This window comes from Actinophytocola oryzae (assembly GCF_004364325.1).
In the GTDB taxonomy this organism is placed as follows: Bacteria; Actinomycetota; Actinomycetes; order Mycobacteriales; family Pseudonocardiaceae; genus Actinophytocola; species Actinophytocola oryzae.
Genome location: NZ_SOCP01000015.1, coordinates 103,071 through 121,991, shown reverse-complemented (window position 1 = coordinate 121,991; position 18,921 = coordinate 103,071). Strand labels below are relative to the sequence as shown.

At 70.7% G+C, this 18,921-nt stretch carries 20 protein-coding genes; 11 read left to right on the top strand and 9 right to left on the bottom strand.

What is annotated here, in order from left to right; all coding sequences use genetic code 11:
- Window positions 1-543 (top strand): hypothetical protein, encoded by a 543-nt coding sequence (locus tag CLV71_RS33375; RefSeq protein WP_133906874.1) that lies wholly within the window; start codon window positions 1-3, stop codon window positions 541-543.
- Here CLV71_RS33375 and CLV71_RS33370 read toward each other — a convergent pair.
- Window positions 510-1,196, bottom strand: coding sequence for a GntR family transcriptional regulator (locus tag CLV71_RS33370; RefSeq protein ID WP_133906873.1), 687 nt, complete (start codon window positions 1,194-1,196; stop codon window positions 510-512). The genes CLV71_RS33375 and CLV71_RS33370 overlap by 34 nt on opposite strands.
- 22 nt (window positions 1,197-1,218) lie before the next feature.
- Here CLV71_RS33370 and CLV71_RS33365 point away from each other — a divergent pair, with 22 nt between their 5' ends.
- The 4 genes from CLV71_RS33365 (at window position 1,219) to CLV71_RS33350 (ending at window position 5,628) form a co-directional block, all read left to right on the top strand.
- Window positions 1,219-1,632, top strand: a complete 414-nt coding sequence (locus CLV71_RS33365; RefSeq protein WP_133906872.1) for a VOC family protein — start codon at window positions 1,219-1,221, stop codon at window positions 1,630-1,632.
- 144 nt (window positions 1,633-1,776) lie between these two features.
- Window positions 1,777-3,297 (top strand): polyprenol phosphomannose-dependent alpha 1,6 mannosyltransferase MptB, encoded by a 1,521-nt coding sequence (mptB, locus tag CLV71_RS33360; protein WP_243866916.1) that lies wholly within the window; start codon window positions 1,777-1,779, stop codon window positions 3,295-3,297.
- Window positions 3,287-4,756, top strand: a complete 1,470-nt coding sequence (mptB, locus tag CLV71_RS33355; protein ID WP_133906870.1) for a polyprenol phosphomannose-dependent alpha 1,6 mannosyltransferase MptB — start codon at window positions 3,287-3,289, stop codon at window positions 4,754-4,756. The genes mptB (CLV71_RS33360) and mptB (CLV71_RS33355) overlap by 11 nt, the downstream gene beginning before the upstream one ends.
- A gap of 95 nt (window positions 4,757-4,851) precedes the next feature.
- Complete coding sequence (locus CLV71_RS33350) at window positions 4,852-5,628, top strand: ArsR/SmtB family transcription factor (protein WP_133906869.1); 777 nt, start codon at window positions 4,852-4,854, stop codon at window positions 5,626-5,628.
- On the opposite strand, the gene CLV71_RS33345 is transcribed toward CLV71_RS33350, so the two are convergent.
- The 3 genes from CLV71_RS33345 to CLV71_RS33335 are packed head-to-tail and all read right to left on the bottom strand — an operon-like array spanning window position 5,618 to window position 9,744.
- On the bottom strand, window positions 5,618-6,880 hold the full coding sequence (locus CLV71_RS33345; RefSeq protein ID WP_133906868.1) for an aminotransferase class V-fold PLP-dependent enzyme: 1,263 nt from the start codon (window positions 6,878-6,880) through the stop codon (window positions 5,618-5,620). The genes CLV71_RS33350 and CLV71_RS33345 overlap by 11 nt on opposite strands.
- Window positions 6,881-6,904: 24 nt before the next feature.
- Window positions 6,905-7,825, bottom strand: coding sequence for a S66 peptidase family protein (locus CLV71_RS33340; RefSeq protein ID WP_133906867.1), 921 nt, complete (start codon window positions 7,823-7,825; stop codon window positions 6,905-6,907).
- The gene (locus tag CLV71_RS33335; RefSeq protein WP_133906866.1) at window positions 7,822-9,744 is read right to left on the bottom strand and encodes a S9 family peptidase; all 1,923 of its coding nucleotides are present in this window, start codon (window positions 9,742-9,744) and stop codon (window positions 7,822-7,824) included. Before CLV71_RS33335 ends, CLV71_RS33340 begins: the two co-directional genes overlap by 4 nt.
- Window positions 9,745-9,923: 179 nt before the next feature.
- Here CLV71_RS33335 and CLV71_RS33330 point away from each other — a divergent pair, with 179 nt between their 5' ends.
- A complete protein-coding gene (locus CLV71_RS33330) occupies window positions 9,924-10,499 on the top strand; it encodes a DUF3090 domain-containing protein (RefSeq protein WP_133906865.1) in 576 nt (191 codons plus the stop codon).
- Window positions 10,500-10,504: 5 nt separating this feature from the next.
- Window positions 10,505-11,296: an SCO1664 family protein gene (locus CLV71_RS33325; RefSeq protein ID WP_133906864.1), complete on the top strand. Its 792-nt coding sequence runs from the start codon at window positions 10,505-10,507 to the stop codon at window positions 11,294-11,296.
- Between the two features lie 262 nt (window positions 11,297-11,558).
- Here the strand turns inward: CLV71_RS33325 and CLV71_RS33320 are convergent, their stop codons facing one another.
- From CLV71_RS33320 to CLV71_RS33305, 4 genes are all read right to left on the bottom strand, one after another.
- Window positions 11,559-12,596: a winged helix DNA-binding domain-containing protein gene (locus CLV71_RS33320; protein WP_133906863.1), complete on the bottom strand. Its 1,038-nt coding sequence runs from the start codon at window positions 12,594-12,596 to the stop codon at window positions 11,559-11,561.
- A complete protein-coding gene (locus tag CLV71_RS33315; protein WP_133906862.1) occupies window positions 12,596-13,195 on the bottom strand; it encodes a TetR/AcrR family transcriptional regulator in 600 nt (199 codons plus the stop codon). The genes CLV71_RS33320 and CLV71_RS33315 overlap by 1 nt, the downstream gene beginning before the upstream one ends.
- Window positions 13,196-13,261: 66 nt before the next feature.
- Entirely contained in the window at window positions 13,262-14,167 is a 906-nt protein-coding gene (locus CLV71_RS33310; RefSeq protein WP_133906861.1) for a VOC family protein, read from the bottom strand.
- Window positions 14,164-14,685 (bottom strand): RNA polymerase sigma factor, encoded by a 522-nt coding sequence (locus tag CLV71_RS33305; protein WP_133906860.1) that lies wholly within the window; start codon window positions 14,683-14,685, stop codon window positions 14,164-14,166. Before CLV71_RS33305 ends, CLV71_RS33310 begins: the two co-directional genes overlap by 4 nt.
- An 83-nt stretch (window positions 14,686-14,768) precedes the next feature.
- Here CLV71_RS33305 and CLV71_RS33300 point away from each other — a divergent pair, with 83 nt between their 5' ends.
- From CLV71_RS33300 to CLV71_RS33285, 4 genes are all read left to right on the top strand, one after another.
- A complete protein-coding gene (locus CLV71_RS33300; protein WP_208297871.1) occupies window positions 14,769-15,581 on the top strand; it encodes a DUF3097 domain-containing protein in 813 nt (270 codons plus the stop codon).
- A gap of 74 nt (window positions 15,582-15,655) precedes the next feature.
- Window positions 15,656-16,045: an NfeD family protein gene (locus tag CLV71_RS33295; RefSeq protein ID WP_243866914.1), complete on the top strand. Its 390-nt coding sequence runs from the start codon at window positions 15,656-15,658 to the stop codon at window positions 16,043-16,045.
- An 85-nt stretch (window positions 16,046-16,130) separates the two neighbouring features.
- Window positions 16,131-17,435, top strand: a complete 1,305-nt coding sequence (locus CLV71_RS33290) for an SPFH domain-containing protein (protein ID WP_133906858.1) — start codon at window positions 16,131-16,133, stop codon at window positions 17,433-17,435.
- A gap of 127 nt (window positions 17,436-17,562) precedes the next feature.
- Window positions 17,563-18,000: a protein-tyrosine phosphatase family protein gene (locus CLV71_RS33285; RefSeq protein ID WP_133906857.1), complete on the top strand. Its 438-nt coding sequence runs from the start codon at window positions 17,563-17,565 to the stop codon at window positions 17,998-18,000.
- Here the strand turns inward: CLV71_RS33285 and CLV71_RS33280 are convergent.
- The gene (locus CLV71_RS33280) at window positions 17,978-18,859 is read right to left on the bottom strand and encodes a sucrase ferredoxin (protein WP_133906856.1); all 882 of its coding nucleotides are present in this window, start codon (window positions 18,857-18,859) and stop codon (window positions 17,978-17,980) included. The genes CLV71_RS33285 and CLV71_RS33280 overlap by 23 nt on opposite strands.
- Between the last annotated feature and the right edge of the window lie 62 nt (window positions 18,860-18,921).

The window sequence follows — 18,921 nt, the reverse complement described above, 5'->3', positions numbered from 1 at the left end:
ATGCGTCGCCGGGACCACGACGAGGTGGTCGAGATCTTCGGTCGCGGTGACGCCGTGGCCGTGGGTACCGCGGTCTTCACCGAACTGGATCGGCTTCGCGGTCCCGACCCCGGGCGCGTGGAGCCCTTTCTGCAGGTGCTGACGCGCGACGAGTACACGGTCACTCTCGAACACAACGGTTGGAGTGGGTCATTCCCGGAGATCGCACGCCGGTGTTCCGCCGACGGCGAGTGGTTCTTCAGCGTCTGCTGGAACATCCACGCCGCAGGCATGACGACGCAGGCCGTCGACGGGGTGGTCACCGCGAGCTTCGAGTCGGTCTTTCCCGTCGAACCGCGGCCGCGTGGGGGTGACCGGCGTCCGGCATGGGCCATCGGGCCCGAGGTCGAGTCGGCGGTGACCTGGCAGGTCTGTATGGCCCACCTCGAGCGGCAGACCGGCGTCGAGGTCGAGGAGCGGTGGCTCCATGAGCCCCATCCCACCTACCGGGTCCTCGAGCCGCACTGGCTCTACCGCGACGTCGACGGCGCCGACCGGATCTGATCCGGCCGGGTCAACACCTCCAGTGCGTGTCGCCGGTGCGTGGCGAACAACGCCTGCGCGGCCTCGGCGTCACGAGCGCGCAGGGCCGCTGCCAAGTCGCGGTGCTCGCCGGCCACGTGCGCCAGGTAGTCCTGGGCACTGACCCCGATCCGCGTCAGCAGGAACAGGTACACCTGCGACCTGATCGCCTCCCACGCCGCCCGCAGCCGGGCATGCCGGGCGGCCGCGTACACGGCGTCGTGGAACTCGACGTCATGACGGACCATCGCGTGCTCGTCCCCGGCCAGCGCCATCCGGTCGGCGGCCTGCTCGACGGCGACGAGGTCCTCGTCCGTCGCGCAGGAGATCACCCGCTCGACGGCCAGCCGCTCCAGCGCACCACGGAGACTGTCCAGCTCGGCGACGTCCTCGGGCGACAACGGCGTCACCGTGGTCCCCCGATGCCACGCGCTGTGGACGAGCCCCTCGCTTTCGAGCCGCAGCAGCGCCTCCCTGACAGGACCCCGGCTGACCTCCAGCACCCCCGCCAGCTCCACCTCCCGCAACTGCGCACCCGGGACGTAGACCCCCGCGAAGATCGCGTCGCGCAGGCGGTCCGCGACCTCCTCCGCCAGACCTCGGCGACGGGCGGGCGCGACACCGAAGTTCCCCATGTCCGAATGTTAACATCAGGACATGATGCCGAGATTCCACCTTGCCGTGCCGGTCGACGACCTGGCCGCCGCCCGCCGCTTCTACGGCGAGGTCCTCGGCCTCGCCCAGGGCCGCAGCGCGGACACCTGGACCGACTGGAACCTCCACGGCCACCAGTTCGTCACCCACCTCGCCCCTGGCCGCCGGGAGCGGGTGCACAACCCCGTCGACGGGCACGACGTCCCGGTCCCGCACTTCGGCCTCGTCCTGACCGTCCCGGACTTCCACGAACTGGCCGACCGCCTCCGTGCCGCGGGCACGGAGTTCGTCATCGAGCCCTATGTCCGGTTCGAGGGCCTGCCCGGTGAACAGTGGACGATGTTCCTGCTCGACCCGGCCGGGAACGCGTTGGAGTTCAAGGCCTTCGCCGACGACGCGCAGGTGTTCGCGGTCTGACGGGGCCGGTCCGCTACCTGCGGTGTCGCGCCCGGCACGCCCGGTGCGGCGTAAGGCCACGGTTCCGACGAACGGACCAACCGGCCTGTGTAATCTCAGACCGCCATGACCACGACCACCGACGCCCACGGGGTGCCCCCCGCAGTGAGCACCGTAGACAACGCGACATCCGCGCCCGCCACGCCGCGGCGCCGCGCGCCCGCGTTCCCGACGCGCACTGTCACGCTGGGCACCATCGGCAGCCTGCTCATCCTCGTGAGTGCGCTCGGCGCCGGCGCGATCCTCGCCGAGGACCCCCTCATCGGGCGGGGTCCCCTCTCCTGGATCCGGTACGGCCACGGCCGCATCCTCGCCACCCTCGTCCTCTACACCGGCTTCGCGCTGGTCGTCTGGGCGTGGGTGCTGCTGGGCAGGCACGTGCTCGCCGGTCGCGTCGGCGCGCGTCCCGTGCTGATCGCCGCCGCGTGCTGGACCATTCCGATGCTGTTCTCGCCGCCCGTGTTCTCCAGGGACGCCTACCTGTACATCGCGTACGGCACGCTCCCGCTGCACGGCTACGACCCGTACTCGGTGGGCCCCGGCATCCTCGACGTCGACCCCGTCGTCGACAACGTCGACTCGTTCTGGCAGGCGACCCCCGCCCCGTACGGGCCGCTGTTCATCCTGCTCGCCAAGGGCGTCATCTCGATCACCGGCACGAACATGATCGGTGGCGTCATCCTGATGAAGCTCGGCCTCGTCGTCGGGGTCGCGCTCATGGTGTGGGCCATGCCGGGGCTGGTGCGCCACCTCGGCGGCAAGCTTCCCGTCGCGCTGTGGCTCGCCGTCGCCGGGCCGATGACGGTCGTGCACCTGGTCGGCGGGCCGCACAACGACATCCTCATGGTGGGGCTCCTGGCCGTCGGCACGGTCATGGTGCTCGACAGACGACATGTGCTCGGCCTGGTCGTGGTGACCCTCGCGGTCGCGGTGAAGGCCACGGCTGCGGTCGCCCTGCCGTTCCTCGTGTGGGTGTGGGCCGGTCACCTCGAGTCGACACGATGGCGGAACTTCGCCAGGGCGTGTGCGTGTTCGGTCGGCATCTTCGTGGTGACCTTCGCCGCCGCCACCGTCGTGTCCGGGGTCAACCTGGGCTGGATCTCCGCGCTCGACGCGCCGACGGCCATCGTGAACTGGCTCTCCATCCCGACCGGCGCCGGCGAGATCCTGCACGGCCTCGTCGGCATCTTCGCCGACCTGCCGAAGGTGTGGTTCGTGACCGCGGTGCGGATCATCGGCGGCGCCCTCATGCTGTGGATCCTCGTGCGCCAGTGGTGGCTCGCCCGCGACGGCGGCCCGGACGCCATCCGCCGAGCCGCGATCGCACTCTTCGCGTTCGCCGTGCTCTCGCCAGCCACCCTTCCGTGGTACCTCGCGTGGGGGTTCGTGATCGCCGCCGCGTTGCGCTGGGAACGCCGCCAGCTCGCCGTGCTCGTCACCTTCGCCGTGTTCCTGGTCCTCACCTACACCCCGGCGGGCGACGACCTGCTGTACGACTGGCTGTTCATGGCGATCGCGGCGGGTGTGTCGATCCTGGCGGGTCTGTCCCTGCTGCGCCGTGACCCGCTGAACCTGTTCCCGCACCACGAGCCGCTCCTGCCGGGCGGGCCGAGCGTTGAGCGCTGACACGGCGCAGACCGCCCCGAAACCCCTTCCCGACGCGCAGGCGAACCCCCGGCCCACGATCATCCTCGGCACGGCGGGCAGCGTCCTGCTGCTGGCCGGTGGTCTCGGTGCCGGGGCGGGCTCGCTCCGGCACCCGTTCCTGAGTGGACCACTCGACTGGGTGAACTACGGGCACGGTCGGATGCTCGCCGAGGTCGCGGTCTACACGGGCTACGCGCTCATGGCGGCGGCGTGGATCTGGTTGGGACGGCTGGTGATCGCCGACCGTGTCCGTACCCGGCCGGTACTGGTCGCCGCCGCGTGCTGGACCGTGCCGATGCTGTTCGCGCCCGCGATGTTCACCCGGGACGTGTTCTCCTACCTCGCACAGGGCGCGGTCGCGCTCGACGGGTACGACCCGTTCACCGCGCCGCCCACGGTTCTGGGCATGTGGACGGAGTTCGTCAACAACGTGCACCCGTTCTGGCAGGACACCCCAGCGCCGTACGGGCCGCTGTTCATCCTGCTGGCCAAGGCAACCGTGTGGCTGGTGGGCTCGAACGCCTACGCGGGCATCGTGGTGACCAGGCTCCTGCAGCTGGTCGGTTTGGGGCTGCTCGTGTGTGCGCTGCCGGGGCTGGTGCGGCACCTGGGCGGGCGGCTTCCCGTGGCCGCGTGGCTGCTGCTGGCGGGGCCGATCACGATCGTGCACCTGGTCGGGGGGCCGCACAACGATCTCATGATGATCGGTCTGCTGGCCGCGGGGACTGTGCTGGTGCTGGACGGCAAGCACGCGCTCGGCATCGCGGTGGTGACGGTCGGCGTGGCGGTCAAGGCCAGCTCGGCGGTCGCGCTGCCGTTCCTGGTGTGGGTGTGGGCGGCGCGGCTGCCGTCGACGAGGTGGCGCAACTTCGTGCGCGCCGGGGCGTGCGCGCTGGGTGTGTTCGTGGTGGTGTTCGCCGTGCTGACGCTCGCGGCCGGGGTGGATCTCGGGTGGCTGTCGATGCTGAACGCGTCGTCGCGGCTGGTGAACTGGCTGTCGCCGCCGACCGCGCTCGGTGAGGTGATCCACGGGCTGGTGGGCATCTTCGTGGACTCGTCGCGCGATCCGTTCGTCACCGTGACGCGGATTCTCGGTGAGGTCGTGCTGGTGGTGCTGGTGGTGCGCCAGTGGTGGTCGGCGCGTGACGGTGGCCCGGACGCGGTGCGTCGGGCGGCTGTCGCGTTGCTGCTGGTGGCGGTCCTGTCGCCGACGATGCTGCCGTGGTACCTGACGTGGGGGCTGGCGTTGGGTGCCGCGTTGCCGTGGGGGCGGCGCTGGCTGGCGGTGGCGGCCGGGGGCTCGGTGTTCATGGTGGCCCCGTACTCGGCGGCGGGGGAGCAGCTGCTGTACGAGTGGCCCCTGATGTTCGTGGCCGTGGCCCTGTCCGCGTTGGCGGGCTACGCACTGGTGCGCCCGGTCAGGACAGCAAGCGTGTAGCGCGCCGGAGGCGTGGGCTGTGGCCGCACCTTGACATGCACCCTCGCGGCTGCCTAAATTAGGCACCCAGATGGCTGCATATGGAACGGGCTCCGATGGATGAGGTGTTCAGGGCGTTGGCGGACCCCAGCAGGCGTGCGCTGCTCGACCGGCTCAACGCCCGCAACGGTCAGACGCTGCGTGAGCTGTGCGCGGGCCTGGACATGGCGCGCCAGTCGGTCAGCAAGCACCTCGCCGTGCTCGAGGGCGCCAACCTCGTCAGCACGGTGTGGCGTGGCCGCGAAAAGCTGCACTACGTCAACGCGGAGCCGATCAACGCCATCGCCGAGCGCTGGATCAACCAGTACGACCGTCCGCGTGTCCACGCGCTCGCGGACCTCAAAACCGCCCTGGAGGCTCCCGTGAGCAAGCCCGAGTTCGTCTACACCACCTACATCAACGCCACCCCCGAACGCCTCTGGCAGGCCCTCACCGACCCCGCCTTCACCAGGCAGTACTGGGGCGTCGAGTTCGACACCGACTGGGCCAAGGGCTCGCCCATGACCTGGCACGAGCGGGGTGCCACGACAGCCGACCCCGAGCAGGTCGTCGTCGAGTCCGATCCCTACACCCGGCTCGCCTACACGTGGCACACCTTCACCGACGACTGGGCCTCGAACGCCAAGCTGCCCGCCGACCGGGTCGCGGACCTGCGTGCCGAACCACGCTCGACGGTCACCTTCCAGCTCGACCAGCAGGGCCCCGTCGTGAAGCTGACCGTCGTGCACGAGGGCGGTCCCGCGGTGACCTCGGCCGTCGGCGACGGGTGGCCCGCGATCCTGGCGAGCCTGAAGTCCCTGCTGGAGACGGGTTCCGCGCTGCCTACGGCCTGAGTGCCCGCACGGCGCCGACGACCTCGTCCACCTGCGCCGGTGTGGTCACGATGCTCGGCCCGAACCGCAGGTACTGCTGCGCGTACGGGGTCACGCTCGCGACCACGCCGGCCTCCCGCAGCGCACCCCTCGCCGTGACGGCGTCCACGCCGTCGACCTCGCAGCACACGATCCCCGCGGACATCGCCGGGTCGTCCGGTGTGACCAGCCGGACGGACGGGACCGTGGCCAGGCCCGCCTTGAGCCGGGTCGCCTGTACTGCCACCCGCTGCGCGATCCGGTCGCGGCCGATACCCCGGTGCAGCTCGAACGCCTCGAGGACGGCCCAGCGGTGTTCGAAGGAGTGGTAACCGCCCGGGGTGCGGCCGATGCCGCCGGGTGCGTCGTCCGCTTCGAAGGACGGGATGACCGGGGCGAGCGCGTCCCACGCCCGGCCCCACAGCAGACCGGTGCCCCTCGGGCCGAACAGCCACTTGTGGGTGCCGGTCGACAGGAAGTCGCAGCCCAGGCCCGCCACGTCGAGGTCAACCGCGCCGAAGCCGTGCACGCCGTCGACGCACAGCAGCGCCCGGTCGTCCGGTGCTCGGCCTGCGTTGACCTCCGCGAGCATGGCGGCGATGGCGGGGACCGGTAGTCGTACACCTGTACCGGAATGCACCCACGTCACGCCGACGACCCGTGTGTTCGGCGCGATCGCCGCCCTCAGCCGGGTGACGACGTCGGCCTCGGTCGCGGCGCGGGGGTCGTCGTAGAGGGCGATCTTGCGGACCGGGGCGCCGGTGCGGTGGGAGAGGGCGTCCAGCGCGCGGTGATGGGCGACGAAGTCGTGCGTGCTGGTGACCACGTCCTGGTCGGGGCGCACCCGCAGCCCCGAGTACAGCAGGCCGAGGCCCATCGTCGTGCTGTCGGTGAGCGCCACCTGCTCCGGTCTGCCGCCGAGGTAGGCCGCCGCTGCCGCACGCACGGCGTCCTCGCGGGGGCCGTCGTTGGCGTGCAGGTACCAGTCGGTGTCGAGGTCGAGCCCGCGACGATGCCTCTCGATCGCCTCCTGCACCGGTTTCGGGTGGGTGGCCAGCACGAACGCCGCCATGTGCACGAGCTTCGGGTCGAGCGGGAACAACGCCCGCACCGCGTTCCAGTCGTGCGGGTCGAACGCCGGCTCGGCCACGGGTGTCGGACTGTCGCACGCGGCGAGCCCGAGTGCCGTGGCGAGCCCGGCGGTCAGTACGGCCCTGCGCCCCAGTTCCTCCATCCGGGAATGGTAGGCGCCCCGGGTTCAGCTGAGCGCGGGTTCTGCCAGCGTGATCGTGGCCTGGTCCGCGTCCAGGGTGGCCTCCGCGCCCAGCGGCATGGTCAGCTGGTCGGGGCAGTGCCCGAACCCCAGCTCCCACACCATCGGGACGCCCAGTCCCACGAGCAGGTCGGTCACCACGTCGCGCACCGCGTCCGGCGGACCGCAGCCCGTCCACGACCCCAGCACGATGCCCGCGGCGCCGGTGAACCAGCCCGACCGCAGCAGCTGCGTGACCATGCGGTCGATCCGGTACGGGTCCTCGGTGACGTCCTCCAGCAGTACGAGCGACCCGTCCGGCGGGACGAACGCGTCGGGCGCGCCGACACCCGACGCCAGCAGCGACAGGTTCCCGCCCACCAGCATGCCGGTCGCCACCCCGTCACCCATCGACGTCGCCGACGGCCCGGTCAGCATCAGCTCCGACTCCGGTTCGAACAGCGTCTGCCGGAAGTGTTTCTGCCCGCCGACGTCGAACGACAGCTCACCGCCGACCAGCGGCGAGAACAGCGTCACCTGGTTCAGCCGCGACCCGATCTCCTCGTGGAGCGTGGTGATGTCGCTCGACCCGGCGAAGACCTTCGGGCCCGCCTCCGCCATGGCGTCCCAGTCGAGCAGGTCGACCATCCGCATCGTGCCGTAGCCGCCCCGCACGCAGACGACGGCGTCCACCGTCGGGTCGCACCACGCCTTCTGCAGGTCGGCGGCACGGTGGGTGTCGAGCCCCGCCAGGTACGGCAGCGTGGGGTGGCGGTCGAGGACGTGCTCGCCGACCTCGACGACCAGCCCCCAGCTCTCCAGGATCCCGACGCCACGCCGCAGCATCGGCTCGGCCACCGGGCCCGCCGGCGAGACCAGCGCGACCTTGCTCCCCACCCGCAGCCGCGCGGGCCGGACCCTGCTCACGACCTCAGCTCCAGCACCGGCACGCCGGGCGGGACGAACCCGAACACCTGCCCGTAGAACGACAGCTCGGCCTCCAGGGCCGCGGTCACCGACGACGCGCGCCGGAACCCGTGCTGCTCACCCTCGAACGTCAGGTACGCGTGCGGCAGGCCGCTGCCGTCCAGGCTCGCGACGAACCGGTTCGCCTGCTCCGGCGGGCACACCTCGTCCTCGAGACCCTGCAGCAGCAGTACCGGCCCCGCCAGCTTGTCCACGTGGTTGCTCGGCGAGCGCTGCGCGTAGCGGTCGGCGTGGTCGGGCAGCCTGCCGACGAGCCCCTCGATGTAGCGGGACTCGAAGTCGTGTGTCTCGCCGCCGTGGTCGGTCCACGCGGTGAGGTCCAGGATCGGGAACATGATCGTCGCGCACGCGTAGGTGTCCAGGGAGGTCATCGACGCGGCCGCGGTCCACCCGCCCGCACTGCCGCCCCGCACGGCCATCCGCGCGCCGTCCACGACGCCTTCGTCGGCGAGCGTGGCCGCGACGGTCGCGCAGTCCTGGACGTCGACGACACCCCACTGCTCGTTCAGCGACTCGCGGAAGGCCCGTCCGTAGCCCGACGAGCCGCCGTAGTTCACCGCGGCGACGGCAAGGCCACGGCTGGTGAAGAACGCGACCTCCCGCCTGAGCTGGTCGGAGGCCTTGCCGGTCGGGCCGCCGTGCACGGTCACGAGCAGCGGCGGCGCCCCGCCCTCCTCGCCGGCGAACCCGGGGTTGCGCGGCAGGTACACGTGCGCCGGGATCCGGCGGCCGTCCGGGCTGGTGAAGACCCGGTGGTCGGGGGTGGGCAGGTACTCGACGGGTGGCAGGTCCTCGCGGGGGCCGGACACGAACGTGGTCGCCGCGGTGTCGAGGTCCAGCCGCACGACGGCAGGCTCGGTGAGCGGTCCACCCGCCGCCGACACGACTGTGTTGCCGTGCACGGCAACGTCGGAGCTCCACGCCGTCAGGTCGGTGTCGACGTCGGTCACCGTGCCCGCGTGCTCGTCGAGGACCGCGAGGTGGTCGGAGCGCAGTACCACGTACCTGCCGTCACCGAGGGGCGCGAACCAGCGGCTGCCCAGCACCCACAGCGGGCCGCCGAGCTCCTCCTCGCATGGCGCCAGGTTCACGGCGGTGCCGTCGAGCCCGATCCGGAACAGGTTCCACCAGCCCCGCGGGTCGGTGAGCACGAGCAGTGTGTCGTCCGACTCCCACTCGGCCTGGCACACGCTCTCCCTCGGCCCGCCCGCCAGGGCCCGGTGCGGCTCGCCCGGCGTCGCCACGCACAGCTCGGTGCCGTCCCAGGGCATGTTCGGGTGCTCCCAGCCGAGCCACGCGAGCCGCGTGCCGTCGGGGGAGAGGCGGGGACCCGCGAGGAAGTGGTGGCTCGCCACCAGCGACGTCGGCCCGGACCCGTCCAGTGGCAGCTCCACGATGTCGCGGACCACGTCGACGGGGCGGTCGCCGGTGATCGTCTCCCGGACACACAGGACGGACGTGCCGTCGTGCCCGGGGGAGAGGTCGGCGTAGCGCAGGCCGTGGTGCCGCTCGGGTTCCGGCGTGATCGCGACCGGCCGGTCCTCGCCCTCGGTGTAGCGGTACACGCGCTGGTCGGCCCAGCTCGTGAACACGACCGTGTCGCCGAGCACGACCCAGGGCCTGCCGCCGTACTCGTGCACCCGGTTGCGCACGTTCCACGGCGCGGGCAGCACCTCGACCGGCTTCCCGTCCGGCCCCTCGCGCATCAGTGCGACCCGCCCGTCCTCGGTCGGACGGCTCTCCGCCCACCAGACGACACCGTCGTGGACGTCCACCCAGCGGGGTGAGACCCCGGCCGCGGCCACCGTCGTCGCGGTCAGCGGCGACTCCCAGCTACCGAACTGTGCGTTCTTTACCACGCGCAGACCCTAACCCGCCCGGGTAACCCGACAGAGTGGGTGGACCCAACATCAACACGGACGGGCACAACCGCTGTAGTGGGCCGCACCCACCTGGCGATAACGTTCCCGGTGCAGGGCGTGTCGGCTCGGGAACCGGCCTGCTCGAACACGACGTTTGCCGTAGGGTCGGAGGTGCCATGGCTCGAGTCATTCATGTCTTCCGCCAACCCGATCGTTTCGTCGCAGGCACGGTCGGGCAACCAGGCGACCGCACGTTCTACCTCCAGGCGTCCGAGAGCGCCCGCACCGTCAGCGTCGCGCTCGAGAAGCAGCAGATGGCGGTGCTGGCAGAGCGAATCGGATCCCTGCTCGAGGAGGTCCACCGCCGTTTCGGCGCGGACCTGCCGGACGAGACACCGACGGAGCTGGTCGACGCCGACCCGCTCAACGTGCCGGTGGAGGAGGAGTTCCGCGTCGGGACGATGGGTCTGGGATGGGACTCGGAGACCAGCGCCGTCGTGATCGAGCTCCTGGCGATCACCGAGAGCGAGGTCGACGAGTCGATCGTGCTCGACGACACCGAGGAGGGACCGGACGCCGTGCGGGTCTTCCTCACCCCCGCCGAGGCACGGGCCTTCGCCGAGCGCGCCGACCGGGTGATCAACGCAGGCCGCAAGCCGTGTCCACTGTGCGGTGAGCCGCTCGACCCGAACGGGCATGTCTGCCCTCGGCAGAACGGCTACCGGCGCACCGAGGAAGACGAGGCGGAATAAGGACGTTGCTGCCTGCTGACCGGGGCGTCACCGAACTGCTCACGCGGGGACGCATCGAGATCGAGGGGCGCCTCGTCGACGCCTCCAACGCCACCCTCTTCTGTGAGATCACCGGCGGTGACGCGCACGCCAACTGCGTGTACAAGCCGGTCAGCGGCGAGCGCGCGCTGTGGGACTTTCCCGACGGCACGCTCGCGGGCCGCGAGGTCGCCTCCTACCTGGTGTGCCAGGCCGCCGGCCTGTCGGTGATCCCGCCGACCGTGCTGCGGGACGGCCCGTTCGGGCCCGGCATGGTGCAGCTGTGGATCGAGACCAAGGAGGGCGACGACCTGGTCGACGTGCTCGCCCCGGTGGACGTGCCGCAGGGCTGGCGCACGGTGCTCCACGCACACGACCGGTTCGGGGACCCCGCGGTCCTCGTGCACGCCGACCACTCGGCCGTGCGGCTCATGGCCGCCCTGGACGTGGTGCTCAACAACGCCGACCGCAAGGGCGGCCACGTACTGCACGGCACGGACGGCAACGTGTACGGCGTCGACCACGGCATCTGCCTGCACGTCGAGCACAAGCTGCGGACCGTGCTGTGGGGGTGGATGGGGGAGCGGTTACCCGAGGACGTCGTCGGGATGCTGAAGACCCTGCGTGCGGGCCTCGACGACGTCTCCCAGACGCTCGCGGAGCACATCACCCGCGGCGAGATCCGCGCACTGCGGCGCCGCCTGCACGAGTTCCTGGACACCGACCGGTTCCCGTCGCCGGAAGCGGACTACCGCGCCATCCCGTGGCCCGCGTTCTGACCCAGCCTCCCGCAAGCCGCCGCGGAAGAGCCCGGTCGCCGCGCTGAACGGACCCCGCCACCTTCATCACCACTGCCCCTGCTCCCCCACCTCCCTGACCACAAATCCACTATTAATTATAAAGATGTCCAATTATTTTGCCGACTCGTCGGCGGCCGGACCTCCACCTGCACTACACCCAAAAAGACAGCACAGAAGAAAAGATTCAGGATTCGACCTGGATGTCCCTGGTCTCGGCGTCCTCGGCGAGGAAGTCGAGGAGTCAGCCGCCTTCGCCGGTGAGGGCGGCCAGGTCGGTCTTGCTGGTCCTGGCCCACGGGGTGATCGTCAGTACGGCTGACCTGCGTTGTCTGGTGACGCGCCACGAGCCGCGGACGAGGCCGTCGACGAGGAAGGTGCCGGGGAGGACGCCGTTCCTGACGCCGAAGAGCCGTTTGCGGTGTTCTTCGGTCATGAGGCGGGTGCGGTCGGCGTAGGAGAGCAGGACGTTGTCGAACTCGGGGAGGTAGCGGACGGGTGCGGGGGTGTCGGGGTCGGGGCGTGGGGCGTCGGGCAGGTCGTACAGTTCGCGGCCGTCGGTGTGGTAGGTGCGCAGGTCGAGGGTGTCGGTGAGGTCGCGGAGGCGGGTGAGGCCCGCCCAGGTCTGGATGTCGGCGATGGTGGCTGGGCCGAAGGCGGCGAGGTAGCGGGTGATGAGGTGTCTGGGGTCGGGCGCGGGGTCGAGTTCGCGGTCGAGCCAGTGTTCGGCGGTGTGGTAGGCGGTTTGTCCGCTGCGGCCCCAGACGGCGCGGGGTGGGACCTGGACGAGGGGGAGGAGTCCTCGGGCGGCGTGGGCGAGGGCGTCGGGGTGGCGGTCGGGCCAGTGTCGGGCGAGGGCGGTGCCGAGTTGTCGGGCGGTGTGGGGGTGGTCGGCGAGGACCTCTCGGGCGGTGGCGGCGAGTTGGGGTAGGTCGAGGCCGGTGAGGTGTCGGGCGTGGAGGGTGTTGGTGGCGAGGTCGCGGTCGAAGAGCGGCTGGACGAGGGGGCGGAGGTAGCAGGCGTCGGCGGCGGTGACGAGGTGGACGGTGCCGCGCATGAGTGCGATGCGGACGACGTGCCGGTTGAGGAGTGCGTCGGCGAGTTCGTTCGGGTGGAAGTCGGTGAGGCGGGTCCAGAGGCCGGTGTAGGGCGGGAAGGGTGCCTGGGCCTGCATGCCGACGAGGTGTTCGACGGTGGCGGTGGCGGTGTGGTCGGTGCGGGTGAGCAGGTGTTGGCGGGCGAGGGTGGCGCGGTTGAGTGCTCGTGGGGTGAGGGTGTCCATCAGGTGGTGAAGAGTTCGTCGAGGTGGGTGTCGAGGGCGTGTTCCGCGTCGGTGGGGGTGTGGGTGCCGATGAGGACGTGGGCGGTGAGGCCGTCGAGTAGGGCGAGGAGGGTGCGTGCGGCGCGGGTGGTGTCGAGGTGGACGGGGACGTTGCCGCGGTGTTGGCCTCGGCGGAGTTGGTGGGTGATGAGGTTCTCGAGGGTGGTGTGGGTTTTGCGGAGTTGGGCGGCCATGTCGGGGGTGACGGTGGCGTGGGCGAGGTAGGCGGTGGTGACGTGGGCTTCGAGGGTGCGTTGTTCGTCGAGGGGGAGGAGTTCGACGAGGGCGTGGCGGAGGACGTCGTGGGGTTCGGGTTCTTCGTCACCGGGGTGGCGGGTGGTGGTGGTTCTGGTGGTGATTCGTTCGGTGAGGAGTTGGTAGGCGAAGGTGAGGAGTGCGTCCTTGGTGGTGAAGTAGTGCTGGACCTGGCCGAGGGACATGCCCGCGTCGGCGGCGACGTGTCGCATGGTGACCGCTTCGATGCCGCCGTGCGAGGTCAGCCGCCATGCCGACTCGGCGATGGCGGCCCGGCGGGTGTGGTGGTCGACCTTTCTGGGCATGGTGTTGGTGACGGTACGCGTCGGGGCTGACGGTCGTCATGGGTGGCGTGGGCCACGGTGTGCTGGTCAGGGTGCTGGTTGCCAGAGTTGGAAGCGGATGCCCTGGTCGTCGACGCATTCGACGGTGAGGCCGTAGGGGCGGCGGTTGATGTCGCCGGTGGTGCCGCCGGCGGTGTGGACGCGGTCGGCGGCGGCGGTGATGTCGTCGACCTTGAAGCACAGTTCTGTCTGGGGTGGGGTGTTGTCGGGGGTCCAGGTGCCGAAGCGGGGGTTGGTGTCGTGGGCGTCCCATGCGCCGGCGACGCTGGCGGTGGTGAAGGGGATGTCGAGTACGGCTTCGTAGAAGGTCTTGGTGCGGGTGGCGTCGGGGGTGACCATGGTGACCTGGACGATGTCGCCCTGGCGGGCGCGGGTGGCGGTGGGTGGTGGGGTGACGATGAGCCAGCGGTGGCCGAAGGGGTCGACGATGGTGGCGCCTCGGCCGTAGGGCTGGTCGGCTGGTTCGCGTTGGACGGTGGCGCCTCGCCTGCGGGCGAGTGCGATGGTGGCGTCGACGTCGGGGACGTCGAGGTGGAGTGAGTGGCTGAAGGTGGTGGGGTTGTCGGGGGCTTGGACGGGGACGTCGGGCCAGAGGTCGGAGGCTTCGGCGAACATGAGGACGGCGTCGCCGAGGGCGATTTCCATGTGGCCGATGGTGCCGTCGGGGTTGACGTGGGGTTCGCCGCGTGGGGTGGCGGCGAGGACTTCGGTGTACCAGGCGAGTGCGGCGCGGGCGTCGGAGACGACGATGTAGGGGGTGAGGGTGGGTGGCCAGGCGGTTGTTCGTGGGGTGGTGTGGGTGGTCATGGTGTCTCCTCGGGGTGGTTGGTCGAGTACGGCGCGGGTGAGTTGGTCGCGGAGGCGGGCGGCGAAGGCGGGGTCCGGGGTGGCCGGGGTGGTGGGGTCGCGTAGTGCTTCGAACGGGTCGGTCATGGCGAGCCCTCCTCCCGGTAGCTGTTGCGGAATGCGGCTCTGGCTCGCACGAGGAGTGCTTCGGTGGCGTGGAGGGTGCGGCCGAGGTGTTCGGCGACGTGGGCTACGGGGAGTCCGTCGAGGTAGCGGAGGGTGAGGGCGGCGCGGTGGTGTGGGCCGAGTTGGGCGAGTACGGCTTTGGCGCGGATGGCGTCGAGGGTGTGGTCCCAGGGGTCGGTGGTGTCGTCGGTGGTGTTGTCGAGGAGGCGTAGTCCGCGTTGTTCGCGTTCGAGTCGTCGCCAGTGGTCGGCGAGTTTGTGGCGGGCGACGCCGATGAGCCAGGCGGTGGTGGGGTCGGGTGCGTCGGGTTTGCGGGTGGCGGTGACGGCGGCGAGGAAGGTTTCGGCGGTGAGGTCCTCGGCGAGTGGCCGGTCGTGGCAGCGGGCGAGGAGGTAGCCGTAGACGTGCGGGAGTGCTTCGTCGTACAGCTCCAGGAGGCCGAGCGCCGGGTCGGGCGCCACGCCTTCTCGCGTGCCCATGTCTTCATCGTCGTCCGGGACACGTGTTCTCCGACGGCTGAGGTGCGGGTTTTTTCAATCGGTACTGGATAGGGTGACTCGCCGTGCGAGCGGAGAGCTATGGCGGTGACATGGTGGGGCGGGGTCGGGCCCGGAGGTCGGTGCCGGAGGTGGTGGCCGAGCCTGGGGTGGTGGCGGAGGATCCGGCGAGTGGGTTCTGCGGGGCGGTGGTGGGGTTCGAGCAGGGGCATGTGGTGTTGGAGGACCGGCATGGGCGGACGCGGTTGTTCGCGTTGGCGCCTGCGGGGTTTCTGATCGACGGGGAGCCGGTGACGTTGGTGCGGCCGTCGCGGTCGCAGGCGCCGGGGCGGGTGGTGTCGGCGTCGGGGTCGGTGCGGGTGGCGGGGTTGCGGGCGCGTACGGCGCGGGACAGCCGGTTGTGGGTGGAGGGGGTGCACGACGCGGAGTTGGTGGAGCGGGTGTGGGGGCATGACCTGCGGGTGGAGGGTGTGGTGGTGGAGCCGTTGCACGGGATCGACGAGTTGGCGGCGCGGGTGGCGGAGTTCGGTCCGGCGGGGCATCGGCGGTTGGGGGTGTTGGTGGACCATCTGGTGGCGGGGAGCAAGGAGTCGCGGATCGTGGCGGGGTTGCGGGATGTGAATGTGCTGGTGACGGGGCATCCGTTCGTGGATGTGTGGGAGGCGGTGAGGCCGGCGGCGGTGGGGATCGCGGCGTGGCCGAGGGTGCCGCGTGGGGTGGACTGGAAGGAGGGGGTGTGTGCGCGGTTGGGGTGGGGTGAGCCTGCGGAGGGGTGGCGTCGGGTGTTGTCGGGGGTGGGTAGTTACCGGGACCTGGAGACGCCGCTGATCGGTGCGGTGGAGCGGCTGATCGATTTCGTGACAACTGGCGAAGAGTAGTGTCCTGCGCGGTTCCGTGGTGGAATCATTGAACTATGGCGGCATTGTTGTGGCTCCTCGGCGGATTCGCGTTGATGGCTGCCGAGATACTGTCCGGGGATTTCTTCCTGTTGATGATCGGTGTCGGTGCGTTGGCCGGTGCGGGTGCGGAGGGGGTTTTCGGTAACACGGTCGTGAGTGTGGTGGTGTTCGCGGTGGTGTCGATCGGGTTGGTGACGTTCGCGAGGCCGTGGTTGAAGCGGCGGATGCACGGTGAGCTGGTGGCCACGAACGTGGACGCGTTGGTGGGGCGTCGGGCGGTGGTGGTGTCGGCGGTGGACGGGCATGGCGGGCAGGTGCGGTTGGGTGGGGACGTGTGGTCCGCACGGACGTTCGATTCGGGGCGGCCGATCGCGGCGGGCCGGGAGGTGACGGTCGTGGAGATCGCGGGTGCGACCGCGGTGGTGTTGGCGGACGCGGAGTGAGCGGCGCCGGTCGTGCCCGTGTGCTGGGGGATTGTGTGATCTACTTCCTGAACATCGGCCAGGAAGCGCCGTCCGGAGTGGAGGCATGTTGACCATTCTCATCATCGTCGTGGTCATTGTCTTGTTCGTCATCACGGTCGTGGTGAAGTCGATCCTGGTGATCCCGCAGGCGCAGTCCGCGGTGATCGAGCGGCTCGGCAGGTTCCGGTCGGTGGCGGAGCCGGGGTTGAACTTCCTGGTGCCGTTCCTGGATCGGGTGCGGGCGCGGATCGACCGTCGTGAGCAGGTGGTGTCGTTCCCGCCGCAGCCGGTGATCACCCAGGACAACCTGACGGTGTCGATTGACACGGTCGTGTACTTCCAGGTGACGAATCCTCGGGACGCGGTGTACGAGATCTCGGATTACATCGTGGGTGTCGAGCAGCTCACCACGACTACGTTGCGTAACGTGGTGGGTGGGATGAGTCTGGAGGAGACGCTGACGTCGCGTGACTCGATCAACGGGCAGTTGCGTGGTGTGCTCGACGAGGCGACCGGGCGGTGGGGGATCCGGGTGGCTCGGGTGGAGTTGAAGGCGATCGATCCGCCTCTGTCGATTCAGGACTCGATGGAGAAGCAGATGCGTGCGGACCGGGAGAAGCGCGCGATGATCCTGACCGCGGAGGGTACGCGGGAGGCGGCGATCAAGACGGCCGAGGGGCAGAAGCAGAGCCAGATCCTGGCGGCCGAGGGTGCGAAGCAGGCGGCGATCCTGGCGTCGGAGGGTGAGCGGCAGTCGCGGATCCTGCGTGCGCAGGGTGAGCGTGCGGCGCGGTATCTGCAGGCGCAGGGGCAGGCGAAGGCGATCGAGAAGGTGTTCGACGCGATCAAGGCGGGTAAGCCGACGCCTGAGGTGCTCGCCTACCAGTATCTGCAGACGTTGCCGCAGATGGCGCAGGGCGACGCGAACAAGGTGTGGATGTTGCCGAACGACTTCGGGAAGGCGTTGGAGGGGTTCGCGCGTACGTTGGGTGCGCCGGGTGATGACGGGGTGTTCCGGTACGAGCCGCCTGCCTACGAGCCGCCGCAGCGTCGGGACGACGACGAGGACGAGATCGCGAGCTGGTTCGACACGTCGACTGATCCGAAGGTGGCCGAGGCGGTGCGGGCGGCGGAGGCGGTGGCGCGTCAGGAGGTTCCTGGTCCGTTGGCGGCGTCGTCGGCGTCGGTGACGCGGCCGGCGATCGGTCGTGCGCCGGAGCCGCCCGCGGCGGTGGTGCCGCCGGGGTATGCGCCGCCGTCGTTCGAGCCGGAGCCGCGTGAGCAGTCGCCGGGTCTTGGTCCGCAGCGGCCGCCGCAGCGGCCGGCGGAGTCGACGGAGCTGTCGGATGATCCGCCGCGCTATCAGTGAGTTTCGGTGTTGGTCGGCCCCTGATTCCGGTGTGGAGTCGGGGGCCGGTTTTGTTGCCGGGAATTGGGTGTTCGCGGTGCGGTGAATTCCGTTCCGGGCGGGGTGTTCGTGGGTGATAGTTGCCGGTGTGACGGAGTCGCGTCTGGACGGCGCTGTGCGGTTTCCTGACGGGGTGTGGGTGCGTGGCCGGGGTTTGCGGAACCCCGCGCCGGGTGGGCCTGCCCCGGATTTCGGGCTGTATCTGGGTTCTGGGCGGTTGCGGGCGCGGCATGTGTTCGGGTGGCCGCACGAGTGGTTGGAGTGGCCGGATTTCCGGCTGCCTCGGGACGGGGAGGCCGCGGTGGCGGCGATCCGGGATCTGCACCGGCGGGCGGGTGCGGGGGAGCGGGTCGAGGTCGCGTGCGGTGGGGGGATCGGGCGGACGGGGACGGTGGTGTCCGCGTTGGCGGTGTTGTCGGGGGTGCCCGCGGGGGAGGCGGTGGCGTGGGCGCGGGCGCACTATCACCGGCGGGCGGTGGAGACGCCGTGGCAGCGGCGGTGGGTCACGGCCACGTTCGGACCCTGACCGCGGTGAGGGTGACGGCGGGTTTGGGGGCGGCGCCGCAGCTGGCGGGGCGGGGTGGGCCGGTGTGTTCGGCGACGGTGACACGCCAGGCCCGGCCGTCGCTGTGGGTGACGTGCACGTCGTTGTCGGGTTGGTCGTCGACGGTGAGGGTGTCGGGGTCGGTGTCGCCGATGAGGCCGCGGACGGCGAGTTCGGCGACCTGACCGGCGGCCGACCAGGTGGAGCGGCCCCGGCAGTCGCCCGGGAGCGGGTCGCCCGCGAGGAGGCGGGCGCCGGTGTCGGCGGTGAGTCGACCGTAGGAGTATCCGGTGGGCAGGAGCACGGCGGTGGGGGCGAAGCGGTGGCCGCCGATGTGGGTGCATTCCCACACCTGGTCGCCGTGGGTGGCGGCCAGGGCGGCGGCGACGGGTCGGCCGCGCAGTGCACAGCACACGTCGCGTCTGCCGTTGGTGCACACCAGCAGCAGCGGTTGCGGTACGGCTGTGCAGGCGAGGCCGGTGGTGCCCTCGCCTGCGCGGGTGAAGTCCAGGTCGAGGAGTTCCTTGGGGTCGGTGAACGTGGTGCGTTCGAGCCGGGTGCGGCCGGGGGTGGTGTGGGCGAGGTAGACGCTGCGGGGGCTGGGGCGGTGGCGGTCGGGGTGGGCGCCGGGCCTGCGGATCAGCACGATCCGCACCCCTGTGCCTGCGGATGCGGACGCCAGCTCGCGGGCGAGGCCGGTGTCGAGGTGGCTCGCGGACAGGGCGTCACGTCCCCACGGCCCGGGTTGTTCGAGCGCGAGCCAGGTCGTGGCCACCGCCGACGTGCCGGCCAGTGGTTCCCCCAGTGCCTCGGCTGATTCGGCGCAGCGGATCCCGTCCATCCACTCCAGACTCTCACGGCCGGTACCGCGGGTGGTGTCGAGGCGTCGGTCGGTGTCGCTAC

Excerpts from the sequence above, each read along its gene's own strand:
- CLV71_RS33310 (WP_133906861.1), bottom strand. The coding sequence starts at position 14,167 with ATGACCGACCCGTTCGAAGCACTACGCGACCCCACCACCCCGGCCACC.
- CLV71_RS33280 (WP_133906856.1), bottom strand. The coding sequence starts at position 18,859 with ATGGACGGGATCCGCTGCGCCGAATCAGCCGAGGCACTGGGGGAACCA.
- CLV71_RS33345 (WP_133906868.1), bottom strand. The coding sequence starts at position 6,880 with ATGGAGGAACTGGGGCGCAGGGCCGTACTGACCGCCGGGCTCGCCACG.
- CLV71_RS33305 (WP_133906860.1), bottom strand. The coding sequence starts at position 14,685 with ATGGGCACGCGAGAAGGCGTGGCGCCCGACCCGGCGCTCGGCCTCCTG.
- CLV71_RS33365 (WP_133906872.1), top strand. The coding sequence starts at position 1,219 with ATGATGCCGAGATTCCACCTTGCCGTGCCGGTCGACGACCTGGCCGCC.
- CLV71_RS33295 (WP_243866914.1), top strand. The coding sequence starts at position 15,656 with ATGGCTGCCGAGATACTGTCCGGGGATTTCTTCCTGTTGATGATCGGT.
- CLV71_RS33370 (WP_133906873.1), bottom strand. The coding sequence starts at position 1,196 with ATGGGGAACTTCGGTGTCGCGCCCGCCCGTCGCCGAGGTCTGGCGGAG.
- CLV71_RS33375 (WP_133906874.1), top strand. The coding sequence starts at position 1 with ATGCGTCGCCGGGACCACGACGAGGTGGTCGAGATCTTCGGTCGCGGT.
- CLV71_RS33350 (WP_133906869.1), top strand. The coding sequence starts at position 4,852 with ATGGATGAGGTGTTCAGGGCGTTGGCGGACCCCAGCAGGCGTGCGCTG.
- CLV71_RS33320 (WP_133906863.1), bottom strand. The coding sequence starts at position 12,596 with ATGGACACCCTCACCCCACGAGCACTCAACCGCGCCACCCTCGCCCGC.
- CLV71_RS33290 (WP_133906858.1), top strand. The coding sequence starts at position 16,131 with ATGTTGACCATTCTCATCATCGTCGTGGTCATTGTCTTGTTCGTCATC.
- CLV71_RS33315 (WP_133906862.1), bottom strand. The coding sequence starts at position 13,195 with ATGCCCAGAAAGGTCGACCACCACACCCGCCGGGCCGCCATCGCCGAG.
- CLV71_RS33330 (WP_133906865.1), top strand. The coding sequence starts at position 9,924 with ATGGCTCGAGTCATTCATGTCTTCCGCCAACCCGATCGTTTCGTCGCA.